Here is a 20,654-nt window from a genome sequence, read left to right as displayed (position 1 = left end):
CCTGGAGAGCCCATGCACCCCGACGAGTTCACCGCAGTCCTGTCCACCGTCCGCGCCTTCCTCGACAGCGAGGTCCGGCCCGCCGAAGACGCCATCGAACGCGACGACGCCGTCCCCGACACCCTGCGCACCAAGGCCGCCGCCATGGGCCTGTTCGGCTTCGCCATCCCCGCCTCCTACGGCGGCCTCGGCCTGACCATGGCCGAAGAGGTCCGCCTCGCCTTCGAACTGGGCCGGGTCAGCCTCGCGTTCCGCTCCCTGTTCGGCACCAACAACGGCATCGCCGGGCAGGCGCTGCTGCACCACGGCACCGAAGAGCAGCGCCGCCACTGGCTGCCCCAGCTCGCCTCCGGCGCAGCCATCGCCTCGTTCTGCCTCACCGAAGAAGGCGCCGGATCCGACCCGGCGGCACTCCAGACCACCGCCACCCCCACCAGCAGCGGCGGCTTCACCCTCGACGGCGCCAAACGCTTCATCACCAACGCCCCCCACGCCGGCCTCTTCGTCGTCTTCGCCCGCGCACCCCGCACCACCGGCCCCGACGGGCTCTCCGTCTACCTCGTCCCCGCAGACACCCCCGGCATCACCGTCGGCCCACCCGACGCCAAAATGGGCCAGGCCGGCGCCCACACCGCCGAAGTGCACTTCACCGGCGCCGCCATCGGCCCCGAAGGGCTGCTGGGCGGCCCCGCCGCCGAAGGCGCCGGCTTCCGCGCCGCCATGGGCGCCCTGCGCCGCGGCCGCCTCCACCTGGCCGCCATCAGCGTCGGCCTCGCCCAGCGCGCCCTGGACGAAAGCACCGCCCACGCCGCCCACCGCATCCAATCCGGCCGCCCCATCGGCGAACACCAGCTCGTCCAGGCCATGCTCGCCGACTCCTACACCGAGATCGCCGCCGGCCGCGCCCTCACCCTGTCCGCCGCCGACCGCTACGACGACGGCACCGACACCAAAGTCGGCCCCTCCGCCGCCAAGTACTACTGCTCAGAGATGGCAGGCCGCGTCGCCGACCGCGCCGTGCAGATCCACGGGGGCTCCGGCTACATGCGCGGCGTGCCCGTGGAGCGCCTCTACCGCGACGCGCGCCTGCTGCGCCTCTACGAGGGCACCAGCGAAATCCAGCAGGGTGTGATCGGGCGCGCCCTCATCGCCCAAGGGCAGGCCCGCCATGCCTGAACGCCGCGCCCCCGGGGCGCACCGCACCACCGCCGCAGCAGCGGCCGCCATCGCCGCGGCCGCCCTGCTCTCGGCCTGCGGCACAGAAGAACCGACCGGAACCCCCCTCCGGTGGGGCGTGGCAACCGCCCTCCTCGGCCCCGCCCAATCGCCCTACGCCGCGGTCCCCGATGCCCTCGGCTACTGGGACGACGAGGGCCTCGACGTCGAAGTGATGGGCTTCGAAGGCAGCTCCGCGGTGGTGCAGGCCCTCGACGCCGGCCAGATCGACCTCGGCATCGCCGCCGGATCCTCGCTGTTCAGCGCCGTCGAACAGGGCTCCCCGCTCGTGTCCTTCTACGACCAGGTCACCCGCAACTACCTCGTGCCCGCCGTCCCCGAGGACAGCCCCATCGACTCCCCCGCCGACTTCGCCGGCACCACCATCGGCGTGCAGAGCCTCGAATCCGGCTCCATCTTCATGGTCAAGGCGATGATGGCGCGCGCCGGCGCCGACCCCGAATCGGCCGACTTCGTCACCATCGGCACCGGCGCCGAAGCCCTGCAGTTCATCAAGCAGGGCGACATCGACGTCGTCGCGCTGTGGGACGCCCCGCACGCCGAGATCGAGGAGTTCGGCGTGCCGCTGCGCGAGATCGCCGACCAGGAGACCGCCGACATGGGCTTCGGCCAGGTCCTCGCCGCCGACGAAACCTACCTGCGCGAAAACCGCAGCACCGTCGTCGCCCTAGCCCGCGGCATCGCCATGGGGTCGCTGTTCGCCGAAGCCAACCCCGAGGCCGCCGTCCGCCTCACCTGGGAGGTCTACCCCGAAACCAAGCCGCTGGGCGTCGACGAGGACGTCGCCGTCGCCCAGGGCATCCGGGTCCTCGAAGCCCGCCAGGCCAACACCCAGCCGGTCGGCGGAGTCTGGGGCGCCACCGCAGACGACTCCATCGAGGCCCAGTCCCAGCTGCTCCAAGAGGCCGGCGTGATCAGCTCCGACGTGACCCGCAGCCAGCTGTGGACCGAGGACCTCCTCCCCGAGATCAACGACTTCGACGCCGACGCCGTCGAGCGCCAGGCGGCGGAATGGAGCCCCCCGCAATGAGCACCGACCCCGCCACCCCCGGACCAGGCGCAGCCGGCGCCACCGCAGACAGCGCCAGCGACAGCGCCGCCGGCACCGGGAGCAGCGACGGCAGCGGCACCGTGCTGACACTGACCGAGGTATCCAAGACCTACACCGCCCCCGGCGCACCCGAATCCATCGCCCTCGAACCGGTCAGCACCGCCGTCGCCCAAGGCGAATTCCTCAGCCTCGTCGGACCCAGCGGATGCGGCAAAACCACCCTGCTCAAACTCTGCGCCGGCCTCATCCCCGCCACCGGCGGCACCGTCTCCTACCGCGGCACCGGCGCACCCGTCGGCCCCGGCACCTACGGCATGGTCTTCCAAAGCCCCGCCCTGCTGCCCTGGCGCACCGTCCGCGACAACGTGCGCCTGCCCGCCGACATCCTCGGCCTCGACCGCACCGCCGCACGCGAACGCGCCGCCGACCTCATCCGGCTGGTGCGCCTCGAAGGCGCCGCCGACAAGCACCCCGGCGAACTCTCCGGCGGCATGCAGCAGCGCGCCGCCATAGCCCGCGCCCTCCTGCACGACCCCGACCTGCTGATGATGGACGAGCCCTTCGGCGCGCTCGACGCCATGACCCGCGAAGAACTCAACATGGAACTCCAGCGCATCCACCTCGATCAGCGCAAAACCGTGCTGTTCGTGACCCACAGCATCACCGAGGCCGTCCTGCTGTCCGACCGCGTCCTGGTGCTCTCCGCCGGCCCCGGCCGCGTCGTCGCCGACCTCCCCATCCCCCTGGACCGGCCGCGCGGCCCCCGCGCCCAGTCCACGCCCGAGTTCCGCGCCGCCGAAGAGCAGATCCGCGCCCACCTCGACCACCGCACCCCCGGCGAGGACGCCGCGGCCGGAACCCCCCGCACCACGGAGGCCGCACCATGACCGCCACCGACAGCGCCGCAGCAGCGCCCGCACCCGCCCCCGCCGGCACCCCGCCCGCCGGCGCGGGCCGCTTCACCCCCCAGCGGCTCCGCGACATCGCCGCCTCCACCGCCGTCGGCGCGGCCGCCCTCAGCCTCCTGGAACTCATCTCCCGCATGGGCTGGGTCTCCGACCTCGTCCTGCCCGCCCCCACCCAGGTCGCCGCCGCACTCGCCGACGGCTTCGCCACCGGCCTCTACTGGACCCACATCGGCTCCACCGTGCTCTCCACCGCCTCCGGCTTCGCCATCGCCGCCCTGGCCGGCGTCCTCGGCGCCGGACTACTGGCGAGCATGCCCCGCGTCGAACGCATCCTCATGCCCTACGTGGTGGCGTTCCAGACCCTGCCCAAGATCGCGATCGCGCCGCTGGTGGTCCTCTGGTTCGGGTTCGGCAACCTCGGCAAGACCACGATCGTGGTGATCGTGTGCGTCTTCCCGATCCTCATCAACGCCCTGCAGGGCCTGCGGATCCGCGACCGCGACCAATACGAGCTGATGCGCTCGCTCGGCGCGTCCCGCTGGCAGCTCTTCCGCTACCTGCGCGTCCCCAACGCCGTGCCCTACATCTTCGCCGGCCTGCACGTCGGCGTCGTCTTCGCCCTGATCGGCGCCGTCGTCGCCGAATTCATCGGCTCCCGCGCCGGACTCGGCTACATCCTGCTGCTGGCCCGCTCCCAGTTCAACGTGCCCGGCGTCTTCGCCATCCTGTTCCTGCTCATGCTGCTCGGACTGGCCTTCTACGGCACCATGCGCTGGCTCGAACGGCGCGTCGCATTCTGGTCCAAAGACCTGACCGAAACCTGAGTGCGGCGGACCGCACCCCCACCCGCCGCACGTCCCGGCCCCAGGCACTCCGGGGCCGGGACATGCGGCCCGATCACCGAGCGCTCAGCGCGAACCGGATCCGGTGCCGGTACACCTCACCCGGCCGCAGCACCACCGGCGGAAACTCCGGCCGGTTCACCGCATCGGGATAGCCCTGCGGCTCCAGACACACCGCCGCCCCCGGCCCGTGCACCCGCCCCGCCTTGCCCACCAGCCCGGCCGGGATCCCCCCGCCCGAATACAGCTGCAGGCACGGCTGATCGGTCGCCACCTCCAGCGTGCGCCCCGAATCCGGATGGTGCAGCACCGCAGCCCGCCGCAGCCCGCTCCCGCGCAGCACGAAATTATGGTCATAGCCGCCCGGCGCGTCACCGATCCGCCGCGGCTCCCGCAGATCCAGCGCCCCCGCCACCGGATCGACCACCCCCGTCGGCAGCAGCGCACCGTCCACCGGCGTATACGCATCCGCCTCCACCTGCACCAGATGGTCGCCCGCAGTACGCCCCCGCGCACCCGGCGCCCCCGGCCCCGCCAGATCGAAATAGGCGTGGTTGGTCATGTTCACCGGCGTCGCCGCATCCGCAACCGCCCGATACTCGATCTCCAGCACGCGGCCAGCCACCCGGAACTCCGCCGTCACCTCCAGCCGCCCCGGATAGCCCTCCTCCCCCGCAGGAGAAACCACCCGCAGCCGCACCGCCGCCGGCCCCGCATCCTCAACCGACCACATGATCCGGTCCAGCCCGCGGCGCCCGCCACCGTGCAGATGGTTCGGCCCCTCATTGGCCGCCAGCGGATAGCGCACCCCGTCCAGCACGAACTCCGCCCCCGAAACACGGTTGGCCACCCGCCCCACCGTGCCCCCGAAATGCGGATTGGCCGACGACGCATACCCCTCCGCCGAATCAAACCCGAGCACGACATCAGCCGCCGCCCCGGACCGGTCCGGCGCGTCCAGCCCCACCAGAGCCGCACCCATGTCAGTAACGCGCGCCACCACCCCCGCCCCGCCATCCAGCGTGTACAGGCGAGCGGGCACACCATCAGCCCCGCGGCCGAACGGGCGTCCGGACACCGCAGCCGGCGCGTCGGTCATCACAATCTCCACTCAAGCACGGCACGCAGCCGCACCGGACGGCACCAGAGCCCGAACGGGCCCCGGACAGCGAACCAGCACATCACACCCGCCGCCGCGGTTCCACCCGCACCACCCGCGCAGCGGCCGCCCTCACCCGGTCAGGCCCTCCCGCACCTCGGCATACCGGGCCCGCACCGCAGGCGCCGGCTCCGCCGTACGCACCTCCGGCTCCGGACGCACCCACTCCGGCGGCGCCGCCTCCCCCGACAGCGCCCACGCCGCCTGCCGCGCAGCACCATCGGCCACATACTCCCCCTCCGCCGGCACCGCCACCGGACGGCCGAACACCTGCGGCGCCAGCGCCCGCACCGCCTCCGACCGCGCACCGCCCCCGATCAGCAGCACCCGCCGCACCTCCACACCGTGCACCACCAGCGCGTCGATGGCATCAGCCAGACCGCACAGCACCCCCTCCACAAACGCCCGCGCCACATGCGCCGGCGTCAGATTCGCACCGGTCAGCCCATCCAGCCGACCCGCCGCATCAGGAAGGTTCGGCGTCCGCTCACCCTCCAGATACGGCAGCAGCACCAGACCCCCGGCCCCCGCCGGCGCCTGCAGCGCCAACCGGTCGAACCCCGCCCGGTCCACCCCCAGCGCCGCAGCCCCCGCATCCAGCACCCGCGCCGCATTCAACGTGCACACCAGCGGAAGATGCCGCCCCGCCGCGTCAGCGAAACCCGCCACCGCCCCCGACGGGTCCGCCGCAGCCGCCGCCGCAGTCGACGCAAACGCCGTCCCCGACGTACCAACCGACACGACCACGTCACCCGCCCGCACATCCAGGCCCAGCGCCGCACCCATGTTGTCCCCGGTCCCCACCCCGACCGCGCGCAGCCCCGGCGCCAACTCCGCACCCGGACCGCCGGCCGGCAGCGCCTCACCCGGCGCACCCACCCGCGGCAGCTCCAGATCGCGGCCGAACGCGGCACGCAGCAGATCAGGCCGGTACCCGCCCTCCGCAGCCGAGTAATACCCCGTCCCCGACGCATCCCCGCGGTCCGTCACATACGCGCCGCCGGTGAAGCGCTGCGTCAGCCAATCGTGCGGCAGCACCACCCGCGCCGCCCGCGCCGCATTCTCCGGCTCATTGCCCGCCAGCCACCGCAGCTTCGACACCGTGAAACTGGCCACCGGAACCGAGCCCACCGCATCCGCCCACACCGCAGGACCGCCAAACTCCGCAACCAGGTCCGCAGCATCCCCCGCCGACCGGGTGTCATTCCACAGCAACGCCGGCCGCACCACCGAACCCCCCTCGTCCAGCGCCACCATGCCGTGCTGCTGCGCCGCCACCGCAACCGCCGACACACCCTCCAGCAGCCCGCCCGACGCCGCCTCCCGCAGCGCCGACCACCACGCCTCTGGATCCACCTCCGTCCCCACCGGATGCGCCGCCTGCGCCTGCCGGATCAGCGACCCGTCCGCCGCATCGCGGACAACGATCTTGGTGGCCTGAGTGGACGAGTCGACGCCCGCGACCAGCGACATCGGTACTCCCGGGGGTAAGAGGGGTGCGATACGGCCCACCGCGGGCCGCTGCCGATCAGTCTGGCCACGCCCCCGCACTCCGGTCAATTCGCCCCTCCCCTCCCGCACAGCCCGCACCCGAAACGGCCCACCCGGTCGGCCCTCTGCGACACTGTCCAGCACACCGGGCCCCGCCGCAGCACAGACACCCGCCCGCTCCACCACCGAGGAACTCCGTGACCGCGCCACCGGCCCCGCGCACCGCAACAGCACCCCTCCTCGCCGCCACCGCCGCCCTCTACACGCCGGCCGCCGCAGCGCTCAGCGCCCCGCTCCTCCTCCGCCACCGCCTCCCCGACCCGGTAGCCCTCCACTGGAGCGCACTCGGCGGCCCACCCGACGGGTCCGGACCCCTCGCCGCCGCCGTCGCAATACCCCTGGCCGCCCTCCTCACCGTGTGCGGCTCGGTACTGCTGATGCTGCGCTCCGGCGCCCCCACCGACCACACCACCCGCTCGCGCTACCTCGCCCTCCAAGCAGGCTGCGCCGCCTTCTTCACCGGCCTCGGCCTCGCCACCCTGACCGCCAACCTCGACGCCGCACACTGGACCGCAGCCCACCTCCCAGCCGCCCACCTCGCCGCAACAGCCGCAGCCGCCCTCGCAGCAGCCGGGCTGGGCTGGACCGCCGGACACCTCAGCACCCACCGCCCAACCAGGCTTTGACGCCCCGCTGAGATGGCCGTAGGCGACCGCTGGGAAAGCCACCGGCAGCGGCGCACAGCGCCGGGACCGACACGGCAGCGACCCAGGAGGACCGGATGCGCGCCATCCAGTACACGGCAGTAGGCCACGACCCCGAAGTCGTCGAGATCCCCGCACCCCAGCCCGGCCCCGGCCAGGTCCTGCTCAAAGTCACCGCCGCCGGCGTCTGCCACTCCGACATCGCCGTCATGAGCTGGCCCGCCGACGACTTCCCCTACGCACTGCCGATGACCCTCGGCCACGAAGCCGCCGGCACCGTCGCCCAGGTCGGCGAAGGCGTCGCCTCCGTCGCCGTCGGCGACGCCGCCATCGTCTACGGCCCCTGGGGCTGCGGCGTCTGCCGCGCCTGCGCACTCGGCGAAGAGAACTACTGCGTCCGCGCCGCCGAACTCGGCATCAACCCGCCAGGACTCGGCCGACCCGGCGCACTCGCCGACTACCTGCTCGTCGACGACGCCCGCCACCTCGTCCCCATCGGCAGCCTCGACCCGGTCCAGACCGTGCCGCTCACCGACGCCGGCCTCACCCCCTACCACGTCATCAAACGCTCAGCCCGCAACCTCTACCCCGGAGCCACCGCCGTCGTCATCGGCGTCGGCGGACTCGGCCACGTCGCCGTCCAACTGCTCCGCGCCACCACCGCAGCCACCGTCGTCGCCCTCGACGTCCGCCAGGAAAGCCTCGACCTCGCCACCCGGATGGGCGCCCACCACACCCTCCAGTCCGACTCCAGCGCCATCGACGCCGTCCGCTACCTCACCTCCGGCCGCGGCGCCAACGCCGTCTTCGACTTCGTCGGCGCCCAACCCACCGTCGACCTCGGCGCCAAGATGCTCGCCAAGGACGCCGACCTCAACATCGTCGGCATCGCCGGCGGCGCCCAGCCCGTCGGCTTCTCCGACGTCCCCTACGGAGTCCGGGCCGGCATCACCTACTGGGGGACCCGCTCCGAACTCATCGAACTCATCGAACTCGCCAAGCGCGGCGCCGTAGGCGTCCACGTCGAGCGCTACACCCTGGAACAGGGACCGGAGGTCTACCGGCGCCTGCACCACGGAGAAATCCAGGGCCGCGCCGTCATCGTGCCCACCGACTGAGCCGGACCGCGGCAGCGGGCGCCAGCACACCCGGTTGGCGCCCGCCCCCGTCACAGCTGCAGCGGCTCCTCCTCGCCACCCGCACGCAGGACCGGGCCCACCGCGCCGGAACCGCCGCCCGACGGCACCAGCTCCCCCGCCAGCCGGGTGATCTCCTCCAGCGCCGCCGCCAGCACCGGATGCCCCCGGCCGCCGTTGCGCAGCGCCGCAGTGATCGGGCGCGCCGGAGCAGGATCACCGTGCAGCGGCACCCGCACCAGCTCCTCCGCATCGATCAGCCGCGCCAGCCGCGGCACCAGGATGATGCCGAACCCGTACGCCACCAGCGCCGTCCCGGTACTCCACTCATCGGCATAATGGTCGATCCGCGGCGTGAACCCCGCAGCCAGGCAGGCCGACAGCACCAGCCCGTGGTATGCACCGCCCGGCTGGCCCACGATCCACGACTCCTCCGCCGCCTCCGCCAGGCCGACACTGGCGGCCCCCGCGAACCGGTGCCCCCGCGGCACCACCAGATCGAGCGGATCGTCGAACAGGTGCCGCCGGTCGAAGCGGTCATCGCCGTAGGCGGGCGTATCCGCGGTATTGACCACCAGCGCCAGATCCGCCTCCTCCGCGGCCAGCAGATCGAAGCAGCGCTCCGGCTCCGCCTCGATCACCCGCAGCCGAACGTGCGGGAAGCGCTCACGCAGCGCCGCGGCCGCCGGCGGCAGCAGCCGCATCGCCGCGGTCGAAAAGCCGCACACGGTGAACCGGCCCCGCGGATCCCCGTCCGCCGCAGCCAGCGCCGCACGGGCGCGCTCCGCCTCGGCGAACAGCCCCTCCGCGTGGTCCAGCAGCGCGAACGCCGCCGCAGTCAGCCGGATCCCCCGCCCCTGCGGCGCCACCAGATCGGCGCCGAGGTCGGCGGAGAGCTGCCGCAGCTGGTAGGAGACAGCCGACGGAGTGTAGTTCAGCGCGGCAGCTGCAGCAGTGACCGTGCCGTGCCGGTCCACCATCTGCAGCACCTTCAACCGGGGATCGATCATGCCCCCATTGTGCAATAAATCTGCACACTCCACGAGTAAAACCATTGATTGTGCTCATGATTAAAGTCGCCGATCCTGGGTTCGTGACCACGAGCGACACCTTCCCGCCCCAGGCCCCGACCGCACCCGCGCCCGCGCCGCAGTCCGGCCGGCGCGCCGTCCGCACCGGCATCTACCTCCTCGTCGTGCTCACCGCCGGCGCCTACCTACCCAGCCCGCTCCTGCCCGCCTACCAGGGCGCCTTCGGCCTCACCGACCTCGGCACCACCCTGCTCTTCGCCACCTTCGCCCTGGTCAGCGCACCCGCACTGCTGGTGTTCGGCCAAGCCTCCGACGCACTGGGCCCCCGGCCTGTGCTGCGGGCGAGCATCGCGGCCGCAGCGGTCGGCTCGCTCTGCTTCCTCCTCGCCGACAGCGCCGCCTGGCTGACCGCCGGCCGCGTCGCCCAGGGCGCGGCAATGGGCGCCGCCACCACCGCCGCGGGCGTCCTCATCGCCCGCAACACGCTCGGCGGCCCCGGCCGCGCCGCCCTGCTGACCGGGGCCGCCTTCCTCACCGGCACCGCCGCCGGCCCCTTCGCCGCCGGCGTCCTCGCGGAGTACGCGCCCGCCCCGACCGCCGTCCCGTTCGCCTCCCACCTGGCCCTGCTGGCCATCGGCTGGCTCCGGCTCCGCCGGCCGCACCGCACCCTGCGCAGTGCGCCGGAAGGCGCCGGGCTGCGGCACTGGCGACCGGTGCGGCCGCGCATCCCGCGCGGCATCCGCGCGGTCTTCGCCACCGCCGCGATGTCGGGGTTCCTCGCCTGGGCCGCGGCCGGGCTCTTCCTCGCCGTACTGCCCTCACTCCTGGCCGGCGAGGGACTGGGCGGGCCCGCCGCGACCGGCACCGTGCTCGCCGCGGTCCTCGCCTGCTCGGTAGCGATGCAGCCGATCGTGCGCCGCGCCGCCGCCCGCGACGCACAGCTCGCCGGCCTCGCCGCCCTCGGCGCGGGCCTGCTCCTCCTCACTGCGGCAGGCGGAGCTTCGCTCACCGCGGTGCTGGCCGCCGCACTGCTGGCCGGTGCGGGCCACGGCCTCGCCTACGGGGGTGCAGCGGCGGCGGTCGACGCGGTCGCGCCCGAACACCAGCGCGGCGCCGTCACCGGCGCGCTGTACGTCTTCTTCTACCTCGGATCCGGCCTCCCGGCGGTCGCGGTGGGCGCGCTGGCCCTGTGGCTGCCGCTGGGGACCGCGCTGGCGTTCGGGGCCGCGGCGGGCGCCGCGTGCACCGTGCCCTGTGCGGCGGCCGTGCTCCGCACCGGCGCGCGGCCCTGACCCGCGGCTCTCCGGAAGGTTTCCGCTCAGAGTGCAGGATCCGCCCTGTTCCCACCGCTCGCACCGCGCTGCCGAGGGAGGCTGGCTCGAACCGCGTACGCCCCGGGCCTCCGCGCCGCGGTACGGCATCCCGGCAGCGACGCCACTCCTCCGGGCGCGGCGGTGCACGTGCCCGGCACCGTGCTCGCGAAGCCGAGCCGCCCAGGCAGGTACGGCCCCGTTCACGTAGCGACGCCGAGAGGAGCCCTCCGTTTTGGTTGGAGAGGGCGGCGAAGCCGCTCCTTTGGGTAGTTGGCTTGTCTTTTTTAAAACCACGACCTTTACGATGTAGATTCATAACGGGGAGTGAGTGACTGCGAAAAAACGGATCGACGCCGTCCGCGCCGCTTGCTAGCTTCGGCCGCACTATGGGTGCCTTCAACGCGATCTTCCGCACCGGCCTCGCGGCCCGGTGCGCGACCCCAGGCTCCGCCTGGCACTACATCCGCGTCCGGACCGCCGGCCCGGACCGCCGCTGACGCCTGACCTGACCGAACCGCCTCCGGTGTGCTGACACCGGTGCCCTGCGGCTGCCCGCCGTCCCGAGTGCCCTGCCCGCCCTCTTCCGGGTCGGCTGGTGCTCGTGCCCGGGCATCCGACCGTTCGGCCGCAGAGCACGCCCCTCCCCTCCCCCGCGCTGCCTGCGCGGCGGGACAGGGCGCCGCCTGCTCTGCGCGCGTCCCCTTCTCACCGGCCAGTCCGGGTCCACCGCGCGTCCCCGATCCCTTCGGACGGACGGCGGGGCGACCGCGCCGCCCGTCCTGGCCGGCCGCCGCAACCGCGGCGGCGAGAAACGGACACCCATGCCCGCCAATCCGCGCCGGCGCGCCCATTCCAGCGCGCCCCGCACCCCTGCCCCGGCCGCGGCCTCCGCCGGAAGGCCCCGGGAGCGGCGCCGCACCCTGTCGCAGAACCTCCTCGCCGACTCCTCGGTTGCCCGCCGCCTGGTGCGCCTGGCCGGCGCCGCTCCCGGCGACCGCGCCGTCGAGCCCGGTTCCGGCGACGGCCGCGTCACCCGCGCGCTGCGCGCCGCCGACCTCCACGTCGACGCCTACGAGATCGACCCGGCCTTCGCCGAGCGCTTGCGCCGCCGATTCGGCCGCGACCCGCAGGTGCGGGTCATCGAGGAGGACGTCACGGCCGCGCGGCTGCCCGGTACCCCGTTCCGGATGGTCGGCAACATCCCCTTCGCGCAGACCGCAGCGATCGTCGACCGGTGCCTGACCGCGCCGGCGCTGCAGTCAGCGGCGCTGCTCGTGCAGAACGACGTCGCGCGCAAGCGGGCCGGCACCGCGGGCCGCTGGACCCGGCGCACCGTGCTGAGCTGGCCGGAGTTCGACTGGCACTACGCCGGCCCGGTGCGCCGCGACCGGTTCCGCCCGCGGCCGAGCGTCGACGGCGGCCTGCTGCTGATCCGGCGCCGCGACCGTCCGCTGCTTCCGCCCTCCGCGCTGCCCGCCTACCGGCAACTCGTCGGTGAGGGCTTCCGCGGCGTGGGCGGCTCCCTCGCCGCGTCGCTGCGCCGCAGCCACCCCCGGGCCCGGGTCGACGCTGCCCTGCGCGCCGCGGAGGTGTCCCCGGGCACGCCCGTCGGCCACGTCTCCCCCGGCGCGTGGACGGTGATCGCCCGGCACCTGCTCGGCACTGACGTCTGAGGTTGCGTGGTGCCGCCGCTTCCCACGTGGCGGCACCACGCCGAGCGGGAAGAACCCGGGCGCTGGAGCGCCTCAGGAATCCGGCTGCTGCGGGCCCGCGTCCTCAATCGCAGAGCTGGTGGCAGCGGCTGCGCCACCGGCCGGGCGCGTTCGCCGGTAGGCGATAGCTGCACCGAGGGCAGGGAACCAGCCGAGGCCCAGGCCCAGCGTGCGGTGCGGGTCGGAGAACGCCGGCGGCAGCACCATGGTGCCCGTGCTGGTCCCCTCACCGGCAAGCCCGGCGCCCTCCGGCGGGCCGGAGGACGCCGGCAGGTCACTGGGTGCGGAGGCGTCCGGCGGCGGCGAGTAGGCGAACCAGCCGAAGTCGGTGGTGGTCTCGAACGGGTTGGGCGTCATGCTCTGGGTCGCCACGAGAGGCTGCGGCCGCAGCGGAGAGGCCGCCGCAGAGCCGAGGATCCCGCCCACCGCGCAAGCGCCCCAGACCAGGAGGACCAGCGCCGTGACGGCACGCTCGGGGCGGATCCCCCCGGTGGCCCACCACACCAGCGCCCCGGTCACCGCCACCAGGACGGCGGCCGCCACCAGCGCCGCCGCCGACAGCGGGTCGAAGAGCAGCCCGACCGCGGCTGCGAGCGCAGCTGCCGCGGTGGCGGTGACGGTGATGGCGCGGCGGCGCCGGCGGTCGAGGGGAGGCATGCCGGGCAGAGTAGCGCCGGGCTCTGGCCCCCTGCATCCGCACAGCGCATAGGGACCCGCGGACGCCGCGCGCCTCTGGCGCTGCGGGGTTCAACCCAGGCGGATGTGCTTGATGCTGGTCCAGGTGGTGCGCAGGAAGCGGCGCGCGGGTCCGTCGGTGGTGGGCCGCAGGCGCACTCCGGCCATAGCCGCGACGCGGTCGGCGACCTGCGGCACCGTCAGGCGGTCGGTGTGCACGTGCTCGGCGAACTGCGGCTGGGACAGCCGCTCCAGGCAGTCGTCGAGGCGGCGCACCGCGAAGCTCTCCTGCTTCAGCGGGTGGCGGCCGCGCAGGGCGTGCACCGCACTGCGCTCGCGGAGCCGCTTCAGCACGGTCTTCCGATCGGCCAGCAGGGCGAAGTGGTGCACGGTGTGGCCCTGGCCGCGCAGGCGGCCGACGATCTCGGTGAAATAGCCCGGGTCCACCAGCGTCATCGGCGCCAGCACAGGGCCGCCGGTGTGGCGGCGCAGCACCTCGTCCAAGACCTCGGCGACACCGGACCGCCACGCCGCGAAGTCCTGGAAGTCCCCCCGCAGTTCGCGCGGCATCATCCGGTGCAGCCCGATCCCCGCGTGCTCGGGGTCGCAGACGACGCTTCCGGGCAGCCTCCGGTGCAGCTCATGCGCCGTCTGCGTCTTGCCGCCGCCGAACGGCCCGTTGATCCACACCAGCATGGGCCGATGCTAATACGCGGCGGCGCCGCACCGGGGAGCGCTGGCACGAGCAGCGGACCGACGCGCTGCCCACTGAGCGCGTGAGCGACCAGGTACCGCTCTTCATCGCGGGAACCGCCCGGAACCAGGCCCGGTTCTTCCACTGATTCGACGCGATCGTCCTGCTCACCACCCTCTCCCGGCCATGCTGGAGCGCGGGTCCGCCCGCAAATCCGGCTGCCCGGCGCGATCCCCGCGGACCGCGCCGCGCTCGCGGCGGACGATCCGCCGCCGAGCCGCTGCTCCGGGCCTCCGCAGCTGCGGAGACGGGCACCCGAGTGCCGATCACCGAGGCCGTCGACCGACTCGCCGCAGGAGCAGACTCGGGCCGCGCAGCGGAAACGGGCCGTCTCCACCCAGGATCCGGGGGCGATCAGACGGAGCGCTCCAGGGTCGTCAGGGCGGCGCGGGTGCGGGCGGTTGCCGGGTGGTCGGCGCCCAGGCGGGCGGTGCGGACACCGGCGACCTCGGAGAGCGCGGCGCAGGCACGGTCCCGCTCTCCGGTGCGCGCCCAGGCCAGGGCCTGGTGGAAGCGGGCGTCGAGGGTGTCGGGGTGCTCGGGGCCCAGGGTGCGGGCGGACGCCGCGGCCACCCGGTCGAACCGCTGCAGGGCGCCCGCCGCATCGCCGGCGGCCAGGGCGAGGAAGGCGCGCTCGCGCACGGCCTCCAGCGCGACGGGGTCTTCGGCACCGCCCTGCGCTTCGGCGCGCTCGGCGACCGTGTCGAGCAGCTCGGCGGCCGCGGCCGTGTAGCCCCGATGCCCGGCCGCGACGCCGGCGTGCAGCAGCGCCGACAGCGTCTCGGGGTGGCCGGGCCCCCAGCGCCGATCGCACGCCGCCGCCACCTTGGCGCACTCCTCGTGGGCGAGTGCGGGGTCGCCGGCCTCGGAGCGCGCCTCGGCGGCGGTGCGCCGAGCGGCGAGCGTCACGGGGTGGTCGGCGCCCAGCTCGCGCTCAGCGATGGTGCGGATCCGGGCGCATTCCCGGGTGCGCTCGGAGGGGGCGCCGACCTGGGCGAGGCGGGCACAGTGCAGGGCGGTGGCGAGCGTGTCGGGGTGGACCGGGCCGAGCGCGTGCTCGCGCAGTTCGCGCAGCGCGCGGTAGCCCGCGGCTTCGAAGTCGGGGTCGAGCCCGCGGGCCGCCTCCAGGATCCGCGCGGCCTGCTCGCCGGTCGCCGCGGCGGTGCCGTCGAGCGCGGAGCGGGCTGCGGCGGCCTCGTCCGGCGGGATGCGGACGCCGTAGCCGCTGCCGCCGTCCTCGGGCTCGAGAGCGATCCGGCCGTCGGCGGCCAGCTCGGCAAGCAGCCGGGCGAGCCCGTCCTCGTCGAGCGGGGTGTCGGCGCTGTCCACCGGACCGCCCTGCAGCAGCGGCGCCGGGACCCGGCGGAGCGGCAGCGCGGCGCCGTCCGGCGCCAACACGCAGAGCAGGGCGTACAGCGCCGCCGCCTGCGGCGCGGTCGCGGTGGCGAGGTGCATCGTCGGACTCCCGTTCTCAGCGCTCACCGGTCCCTCATACCCCTCCCGCACCTGCGTCCTACCGTCGACACGCCGCAATCGCTCCAGCTCACAGCCTTTCCGACCGCGATGGAGGCGAGTGGGCCCCACCGTCATCGCGACGGCGCTCCCCTACGCCGACAGCGCCACGACCCAACTGCTCGCCAGCCACATCCGCGAGGGCTACCCGGCCTACAGCGCTGCACGGATCGACAGCGCAGTCACCGCCTACCAGGTGATCCTGACCGCTGTCGGGGCCGCCGGCGCTGCGGCGTGGGCAATCGCAATCGGGGCGGCCGCGGCAGGGAGACGCTGGGCGGCGCCCCCTGGCGACGGCCCTGCTCGCGGCCGCCGTCCTCGTCGGCCTCACCCTCCTCCTCACCCCCGACACCAACGCGCCAGGCCGGCCTGGCGCCGGCACTCGGAGCCCCATCGATGGCTCCGACCGCCGCCGGACTCGCCGCGGTCGTGCTCCTCTGGAAGCCACGCCCGGCCCGTGTAGCGGTGCAGCCGTGAGTCGCGCCGGGACCGCCGGGGAGGTGCCCGCGGAGCTGCGGACCCGCACCACCTGGTACACAACCGGGAGGCAACAGCAGCCCACCGCGGCCCCCGGCAGCCTCCGCATCCATCTGCGGCCCGGCCGGCCCTGCCCCACTCGGCACAGCGAAAGGAACACCGATGAACAGCACCGGCGACAGCGACTACGACGTGGTGGCGGGCCCGCCCTCGGTCGACGACTACCTCCGGCTGCGCCGCGAAGCGGGGCTGTCGGAACCGACGCGCGAACAGGCCGAGCGGGGCATCGGCGGAGCATGGGCGGCCGTCCGCGCGGTCCACCGCGCCACCGGAGAGACCGTCGGGATGGGGCGGGTGATCGCGGACGGCGGCTGGTACTTCCACATCATCGACATGGCCGTGCTCCCCGGCCACCAGCGTCGCGGGATCGGCGACGCCGTGCTCAGCGCGCTCACCGCCGCGATCGAAGAAGACGCCCCCGGAGCCGACATCAGCCTGCTCGCCGACCCTCCCGGGCGCCGCCTGTACAAGCGGCACGGCTTCACCGAGACGGCACCCGACATCGTGGGAATGCGGCGCCGCTGAACCTGCTGCGCCGCCGCGGCGACCGGGAGTGTCGGCGGGGTGGGACACAATGGGCGGGTGGTGACGGACGGGGGAAGCGCGCGGGTCCTGCACTGGTGCTGGAGCGAGGGCGCTCTGTGGGTGTGGGGCGAGGACGCCGCGGCCGGGAGTCCCGACGGCGGCGGGCACCCGTTCGCGCTCTCGGCGGGCGCACTCGGCCGGATGACGCACGGCGCAGGCACCGCCACCACCGCCGAGGTGCTGCTGCCGGGCACCGCGGAGATGCCGACCGCCTCACCGGCGCTTGCCGCCCCCGAGCCGGCGCCGACACTGGAGTACCGGACCTGGCGGGTGCCCGCGCGGCGCGTCCCCGCCACCGACGCCGGCCCCGTGATCCGCGCCGCCGCCCGGGGAAGCACCGGACCGGAGGCGCGCCACCTGGCCGCGGTCGAGGAATTCGCCCGGTCGCTGGCCCGGCGCGGCTGCTTCCTGCCCGCCCTCAGCCGCGACACCGCCGGCGGCCTGAGCACCGTCTCCTGGCGCCCGGTGCTGCGCGGCGACGACGCCGCCCACCGGACCGCACTCGCTGACGCCCTGCCCGCGGCAGCCCGCGCCCTGAGCCCCGGCACACCGCCCGCGGCTCTGGTCGACGACGTGCTGTCCGCGCTGCTCGACGCCGCCGTCCGTGCCGCCGCGGGACCCCGCGCCGGTGAAGAGGCGCTGCACCGCTCCGGCGTCCGGCCGGATGCACCGGCCGCCGGGCGGCTGGACGCGTGGCACCGCGCTGCCGCCGGCGGCGGCCGCACCCGCCTGGTCCTGCGCCTGGTCGAACCCGAGCGCACGGCCGAAGGCAGCGCCGCCGGCGGCTCGGAGACCTGGCGGGTCGAGTTCTGGGCGGCCGCACCCGACGACCCCAGCCTCCAACTGCCGCTGGAGCACCTCTGGTCCGGCGCGAGCGGCGGCCGGCTGCCCTCCGACGCCGCCGAGACCCTCCTCGCCGATCTGGAGCGCGCCGCCCGCGCGTTCCCGCCGATCCGCGACGCCCTGCGCGACCTGGCCCCCTCGGCCGTGGAACTGGGCACCGGCGGTGCCTACGCGTTCCTGCGCGACGCAGCGCCCCGCCTGGACACCGCCGGATTCGCCGTCGTCCTGCCCCAGGGCATGGACGCCGCACGCCTCGGCCTGCGGCTGGTCCTGCGCGAGCAGGACCCCGCCCCCGCGCCCTCCTCGGGCGGCGGGATCTCCCCGTCGGACCTGGTTGACTTCTCCTTCTCCGCCGTGCTGGGCGGCGCAGAGCTCGACGAGGGCGAACTCGCCGAACTGGCCCGCCTGAAACAGCCCCTGGTGCGGCTGCGCGGCCGCTGGGTGGAGGTGGACCAGGGGCACGTGCGCGCCGCACTGGAGTTCCTGCGCCGCCGCGGCAGCGGAGCGATGCGCCGCGACGAGGCCCTGCGCGCCGCGCTGTCCGGCGCCGGCGCCCCCGCACCGGTGGACGCGGTCGACGCCGACGGGGCGCTGGGCGCCCTCCTCGACGGCGCGCCCGACCTCCGCCTGGCGCCGCTCGCCGACCCGCCCGGCTTCGCCGGCGAGCTGCGCCCCTACCAGCGGCGCGGCGCCGCCTGGCTCCGGCTCCTCGGCCGGCTCGGCCTGGGCGCCGTGCTCGCCGACGACATGGGCCTGGGCAAGACCGTGCAGATGCTGGCGGTGCTGTGCGACGAACGGGCCGGCGGCGGCGCCCCCGGCCCGACGCTCATGGTGTGCCCGGTGTCGCTGGTCGGCACCTGGGTGCGCGAGGCCGAGAAGTTCGCGCCCAAGCTCCGCGTGCACACCCACCACGGCCCCGATCGGGCCCACGGCAACGCGCTGGCCCGCGCGGCCGGCGGCGCCGACCTGGTGGTGACCACCTACGGTGTGCTGCAGCGCGACGCCGAGATGCTCGCCGCGCTGCCCTGGCACCGGGTGGTCTGCGACGAGGCACAGGCGATCAAGAACAGCGGAACGCAGCAGGCACGCGCCGTGCGGTCGCTGCCCGCCCAGGAGCGCATCGCCCTGACCGGCACCCCGGTCGAGAACGACCTGGGCGAGCTCTGGTCGGTTCTGGAGTTCGCCAACCCCGGGCTGCTCGGCCCCAAGGCGCCGTTCCTGCGCGGCGCCGCGCAGATCGAGCGGGCGGTGGCCGAAGGCGACGCGGCGGCGGCCGATCCCCTGAAGCGGGCCACCGGGCCGCTGGTGCTGCGCCGCCTCAAGACCGACCGGCGCATCATCGCCGACCTGCCCGAAAAGCAGGAGATGCTCACCTGGTGCACGCTCACCCCCGAGCAGGCGTCGCTGTACCGGGCCGCGGTGGACGAGTTGTCCGAGCAGCTGGACGAGCAGCAGAAGAACGCCGGCGGCGGGGGCGCCGGCCAGGCCGACCGGATGGCCCGGAAGGGCCTGGTGCTGGCGGCGATGGCGCGGCTCAAGCAGATCTGCAACCACCCGGCCCAGTTCCTCGGCGACGGCTCGCCGCTGCCGGGGCGCTCGGGCAAGCTGGAGCGGCTGGAGCAGCTCCTGCAGGAGGTTGCCGAGCGCGGCGAGCGCGCGCTGTGCTTCACGCAGTACAGCGCCCTGGGCGACCGGCTCGCCCCCTATCTGGCCGAGCGCCTGGGCTGCGAGGTCCTCTGGCTGCACGGCGGCACTCCGCGGGCCCGCCGCGAGGAGATGGTCCGGCACTTCCAAAGCGGTGCCCCGGGCCGCGCGATGGTGTTCCTGCTGTCGCTGAAGGCCGCCGGGACGGGGCTCACGCTGACCGCGGCCAACCACGTCGTGCACATCGACCGGTGGTGGAACCCGGCGGTGGAGGACCAGGCCACCGACCGGGCGTTCCGCATCGGCCAGCGGCGCGACGTGCAGGTGCGCAAGCTGGTGTGCGCGGGCACGCTGGAGGAGCGGATCGACGCGATGATCGAGCGCAAGAAGGCCCTTGCGCAGACGGTGGTGGGCACCGGCGAGGACTGGCTGACCGAGCTGTCCACCGAGGAGCTGCGGACCGCGGTGCAGCTCGGCCCCGAGGCGGTGGTGCAGTGAGCCGCGCAGCCTCCTCCGCTGCCGACCCCCGCTGGACGGCGCGGGTGCGCGCCGCGCTGGAGGCCGAAGGCGCACCGCCGGCGCCGCAGAGCCCGGTGCGCGTGGTGCCGGGTGAGGTGCAGGTGCGGATCGGCGGCCCGGACGGGGTTCCGGTGAGCCTGATCCGCCCGGTGCTCGACGATGCCGACTGGGCGCGCGCCGCCGCAGCACTGGCCAGCCAGCCGCTGTTCGGCAGCCGGATCCTGGCGGGGGTGCTGCCGCCGGAGACCGAGCAGGTCTTCGCGGTGCTCGGCCTTGCGCTGCTGCCGGACGGGATCGGCGGCACGCTCGCCACGTGCGCCTGCCCGGCCTGGGGCGGCGGCTGCGGCCACATCACCGCGGCCGCGGCGGCACTGGCAGACCGGGCCGGCCGGGACCCGTTCCTGCTGACGGCGTGGCTGGGGCGCGACCGCGGCGCGTTGCAGGCGGCTGTGCGAGAGGCGGCGGGCGGCGGGCCCTCCGACCGCGTCCCTGCCGCGGAGGAGGCGCCCGGTGGCGGAGACGGTACCGCGCCTGACTCGGCCGCGCTCCCCTCCCCCGGCGCGTTCTGGGCGGTGCCCGAGATTCCGGCGCTGCCCGAGCTCCCCGCGGCGCCCACTGCGCCGAGCGGGCCGGCGGCCCAGTGGGCGCCGCCGCCGGACGGCCTCTCGGGGCTCCCTGGTGCGCTGGGCGGCGTCTACGCCGCCACCGCACGCCAGCGCTGACCAGCAGGCTGCCGGCGCACCAGCGGGCCGACCGCCTGCTCCGCGCCGGCCACCGGCTCAGGGGTCCAGCGGCGGCCCGCCTGCCGGCAGGCCGCTGGCACCCCGATCCTCTGTCCGCTCCTCTGTCGGCCTGGCAGGCGTTCCACCGCGCCCTCCCCCGGCCCCGGGCCTTCGCCGTAGGCGCCGGCTCTCCTGCGCAGGACGAGCCCCGCCGCTGCTCCAGGCGTCCGCGTGCGCGCGGCCGCACCGGCGCCGCCGCTGGTGGACGGCGGTGGCCCGG

Annotated in this window: 17 protein-coding genes; 11 read left to right on the top strand and 6 right to left on the bottom strand. The window is 74.9% G+C overall.

Annotation, left to right across the window (positions count from 1 at the left end; genetic code table 11):
• Positions 1-12 precede the first annotated feature (12 nt).
• From ACYVGT_RS03255 to ACYVGT_RS03240, 4 genes are read left to right on the top strand one after another with little or no spacing between them, the layout of a single operon-like run.
• The gene (locus ACYVGT_RS03255; RefSeq protein WP_460854855.1) at positions 13-1,176 is read left to right on the top strand and encodes an acyl-CoA dehydrogenase family protein; all 1,164 of its coding nucleotides are present in this window, start codon (positions 13-15) and stop codon (positions 1,174-1,176) included.
• Positions 1,169-2,266, top strand: coding sequence for an ABC transporter substrate-binding protein (locus tag ACYVGT_RS03250; protein ID WP_460854854.1), 1,098 nt, complete (start codon positions 1,169-1,171; stop codon positions 2,264-2,266). The genes ACYVGT_RS03255 and ACYVGT_RS03250 overlap by 8 nt, the downstream gene beginning before the upstream one ends.
• Positions 2,263-3,174 (top strand): ABC transporter ATP-binding protein, encoded by a 912-nt coding sequence (locus ACYVGT_RS03245; protein ID WP_460854853.1) that lies wholly within the window; start codon positions 2,263-2,265, stop codon positions 3,172-3,174. The genes ACYVGT_RS03250 and ACYVGT_RS03245 overlap by 4 nt, the downstream gene beginning before the upstream one ends.
• Positions 3,171-4,019 (top strand): ABC transporter permease, encoded by an 849-nt coding sequence (locus ACYVGT_RS03240; protein ID WP_460854852.1) that lies wholly within the window; start codon positions 3,171-3,173, stop codon positions 4,017-4,019. Before ACYVGT_RS03245 ends, ACYVGT_RS03240 begins: the two co-directional genes overlap by 4 nt.
• A gap of 73 nt (positions 4,020-4,092) precedes the next feature.
• Here ACYVGT_RS03240 and ACYVGT_RS03235 read toward each other — a convergent pair whose 3' ends face one another.
• The gene (locus ACYVGT_RS03235) at positions 4,093-5,136 is read right to left on the bottom strand and encodes an aldose epimerase family protein (RefSeq protein WP_460854851.1); all 1,044 of its coding nucleotides are present in this window, start codon (positions 5,134-5,136) and stop codon (positions 4,093-4,095) included.
• A gap of 132 nt (positions 5,137-5,268) precedes the next feature.
• Positions 5,269-6,669, bottom strand: a complete 1,401-nt coding sequence (xylB, locus tag ACYVGT_RS03230; RefSeq protein ID WP_460854850.1) for a xylulokinase — start codon at positions 6,667-6,669, stop codon at positions 5,269-5,271.
• Between the two features lie 215 nt (positions 6,670-6,884).
• Between xylB and ACYVGT_RS03225 the strand changes: the two genes are divergently transcribed.
• Positions 6,885-7,373 carry a hypothetical protein gene (locus ACYVGT_RS03225; RefSeq protein ID WP_460854849.1) on the top strand — a complete coding sequence of 163 codons (489 nt, stop codon included), beginning with the start codon at positions 6,885-6,887 and terminating at the stop codon, positions 7,371-7,373.
• Between the two features lie 95 nt (positions 7,374-7,468).
• Positions 7,469-8,509: an NAD(P)-dependent alcohol dehydrogenase gene (locus tag ACYVGT_RS03220; RefSeq protein ID WP_460854848.1), complete on the top strand. Its 1,041-nt coding sequence runs from the start codon at positions 7,469-7,471 to the stop codon at positions 8,507-8,509.
• A gap of 50 nt (positions 8,510-8,559) precedes the next feature.
• Here the strand turns inward: ACYVGT_RS03220 and ACYVGT_RS03215 are convergent, their stop codons facing one another.
• On the bottom strand, positions 8,560-9,537 hold the full coding sequence (locus ACYVGT_RS03215) for a LysR family transcriptional regulator (protein ID WP_460854847.1): 978 nt from the start codon (positions 9,535-9,537) through the stop codon (positions 8,560-8,562).
• A gap of 83 nt (positions 9,538-9,620) precedes the next feature.
• Here ACYVGT_RS03215 and ACYVGT_RS03210 point away from each other — a divergent pair, with 83 nt between their 5' ends.
• Positions 9,621-10,850, top strand: coding sequence for an MFS transporter (locus tag ACYVGT_RS03210; protein ID WP_460854846.1), 1,230 nt, complete (start codon positions 9,621-9,623; stop codon positions 10,848-10,850).
• An 842-nt stretch (positions 10,851-11,692) separates the two neighbouring features.
• The gene (erm, locus tag ACYVGT_RS03205) at positions 11,693-12,544 is read left to right on the top strand and encodes a 23S ribosomal RNA methyltransferase Erm (protein WP_460854845.1); all 852 of its coding nucleotides are present in this window, start codon (positions 11,693-11,695) and stop codon (positions 12,542-12,544) included.
• 72 nt (positions 12,545-12,616) lie between these two features.
• On the opposite strand, the gene ACYVGT_RS03200 is transcribed toward erm, so the two are convergent.
• The 3 genes from ACYVGT_RS03200 to ACYVGT_RS03190 form a co-directional block, all read right to left on the bottom strand.
• On the bottom strand, positions 12,617-13,240 hold the full coding sequence (locus ACYVGT_RS03200; protein WP_460854843.1) for a hypothetical protein: 624 nt from the start codon (positions 13,238-13,240) through the stop codon (positions 12,617-12,619).
• A gap of 90 nt (positions 13,241-13,330) precedes the next feature.
• Positions 13,331-13,954, bottom strand: a complete 624-nt coding sequence (locus ACYVGT_RS03195) for an AAA family ATPase (RefSeq protein ID WP_460854842.1) — start codon at positions 13,952-13,954, stop codon at positions 13,331-13,333.
• 412 nt (positions 13,955-14,366) lie between these two features.
• Positions 14,367-15,494 (bottom strand): hypothetical protein, encoded by a 1,128-nt coding sequence (locus tag ACYVGT_RS03190; RefSeq protein WP_460854841.1) that lies wholly within the window; start codon positions 15,492-15,494, stop codon positions 14,367-14,369.
• 669 nt (positions 15,495-16,163) lie between these two features.
• On the opposite strand from ACYVGT_RS03190, the gene ACYVGT_RS03185 reads away from it, so the two are divergent.
• Genes ACYVGT_RS03185 through ACYVGT_RS03175 form a run of 3 tightly spaced genes read left to right on the top strand, consistent with a single transcriptional unit; the run spans position 16,164 to position 20,374 of the window.
• The gene (locus ACYVGT_RS03185; protein WP_460854840.1) at positions 16,164-16,586 is read left to right on the top strand and encodes a GNAT family N-acetyltransferase; all 423 of its coding nucleotides are present in this window, start codon (positions 16,164-16,166) and stop codon (positions 16,584-16,586) included.
• Positions 16,587-16,646: 60 nt separating this feature from the next.
• Positions 16,647-19,631, top strand: coding sequence for a DEAD/DEAH box helicase (locus tag ACYVGT_RS03180; protein ID WP_460854839.1), 2,985 nt, complete (start codon positions 16,647-16,649; stop codon positions 19,629-19,631).
• On the top strand, positions 19,628-20,374 hold the full coding sequence (locus tag ACYVGT_RS03175) for a hypothetical protein (protein ID WP_460854838.1): 747 nt from the start codon (positions 19,628-19,630) through the stop codon (positions 20,372-20,374). The genes ACYVGT_RS03180 and ACYVGT_RS03175 overlap by 4 nt, the downstream gene beginning before the upstream one ends.
• Positions 20,375-20,654: the final 280 nt, after the last annotated feature.

The organism is Nocardiopsis coralliicola (assembly GCF_054779695.1).
This window is presented reverse-complemented; position numbering and strand designations above follow the sequence as displayed.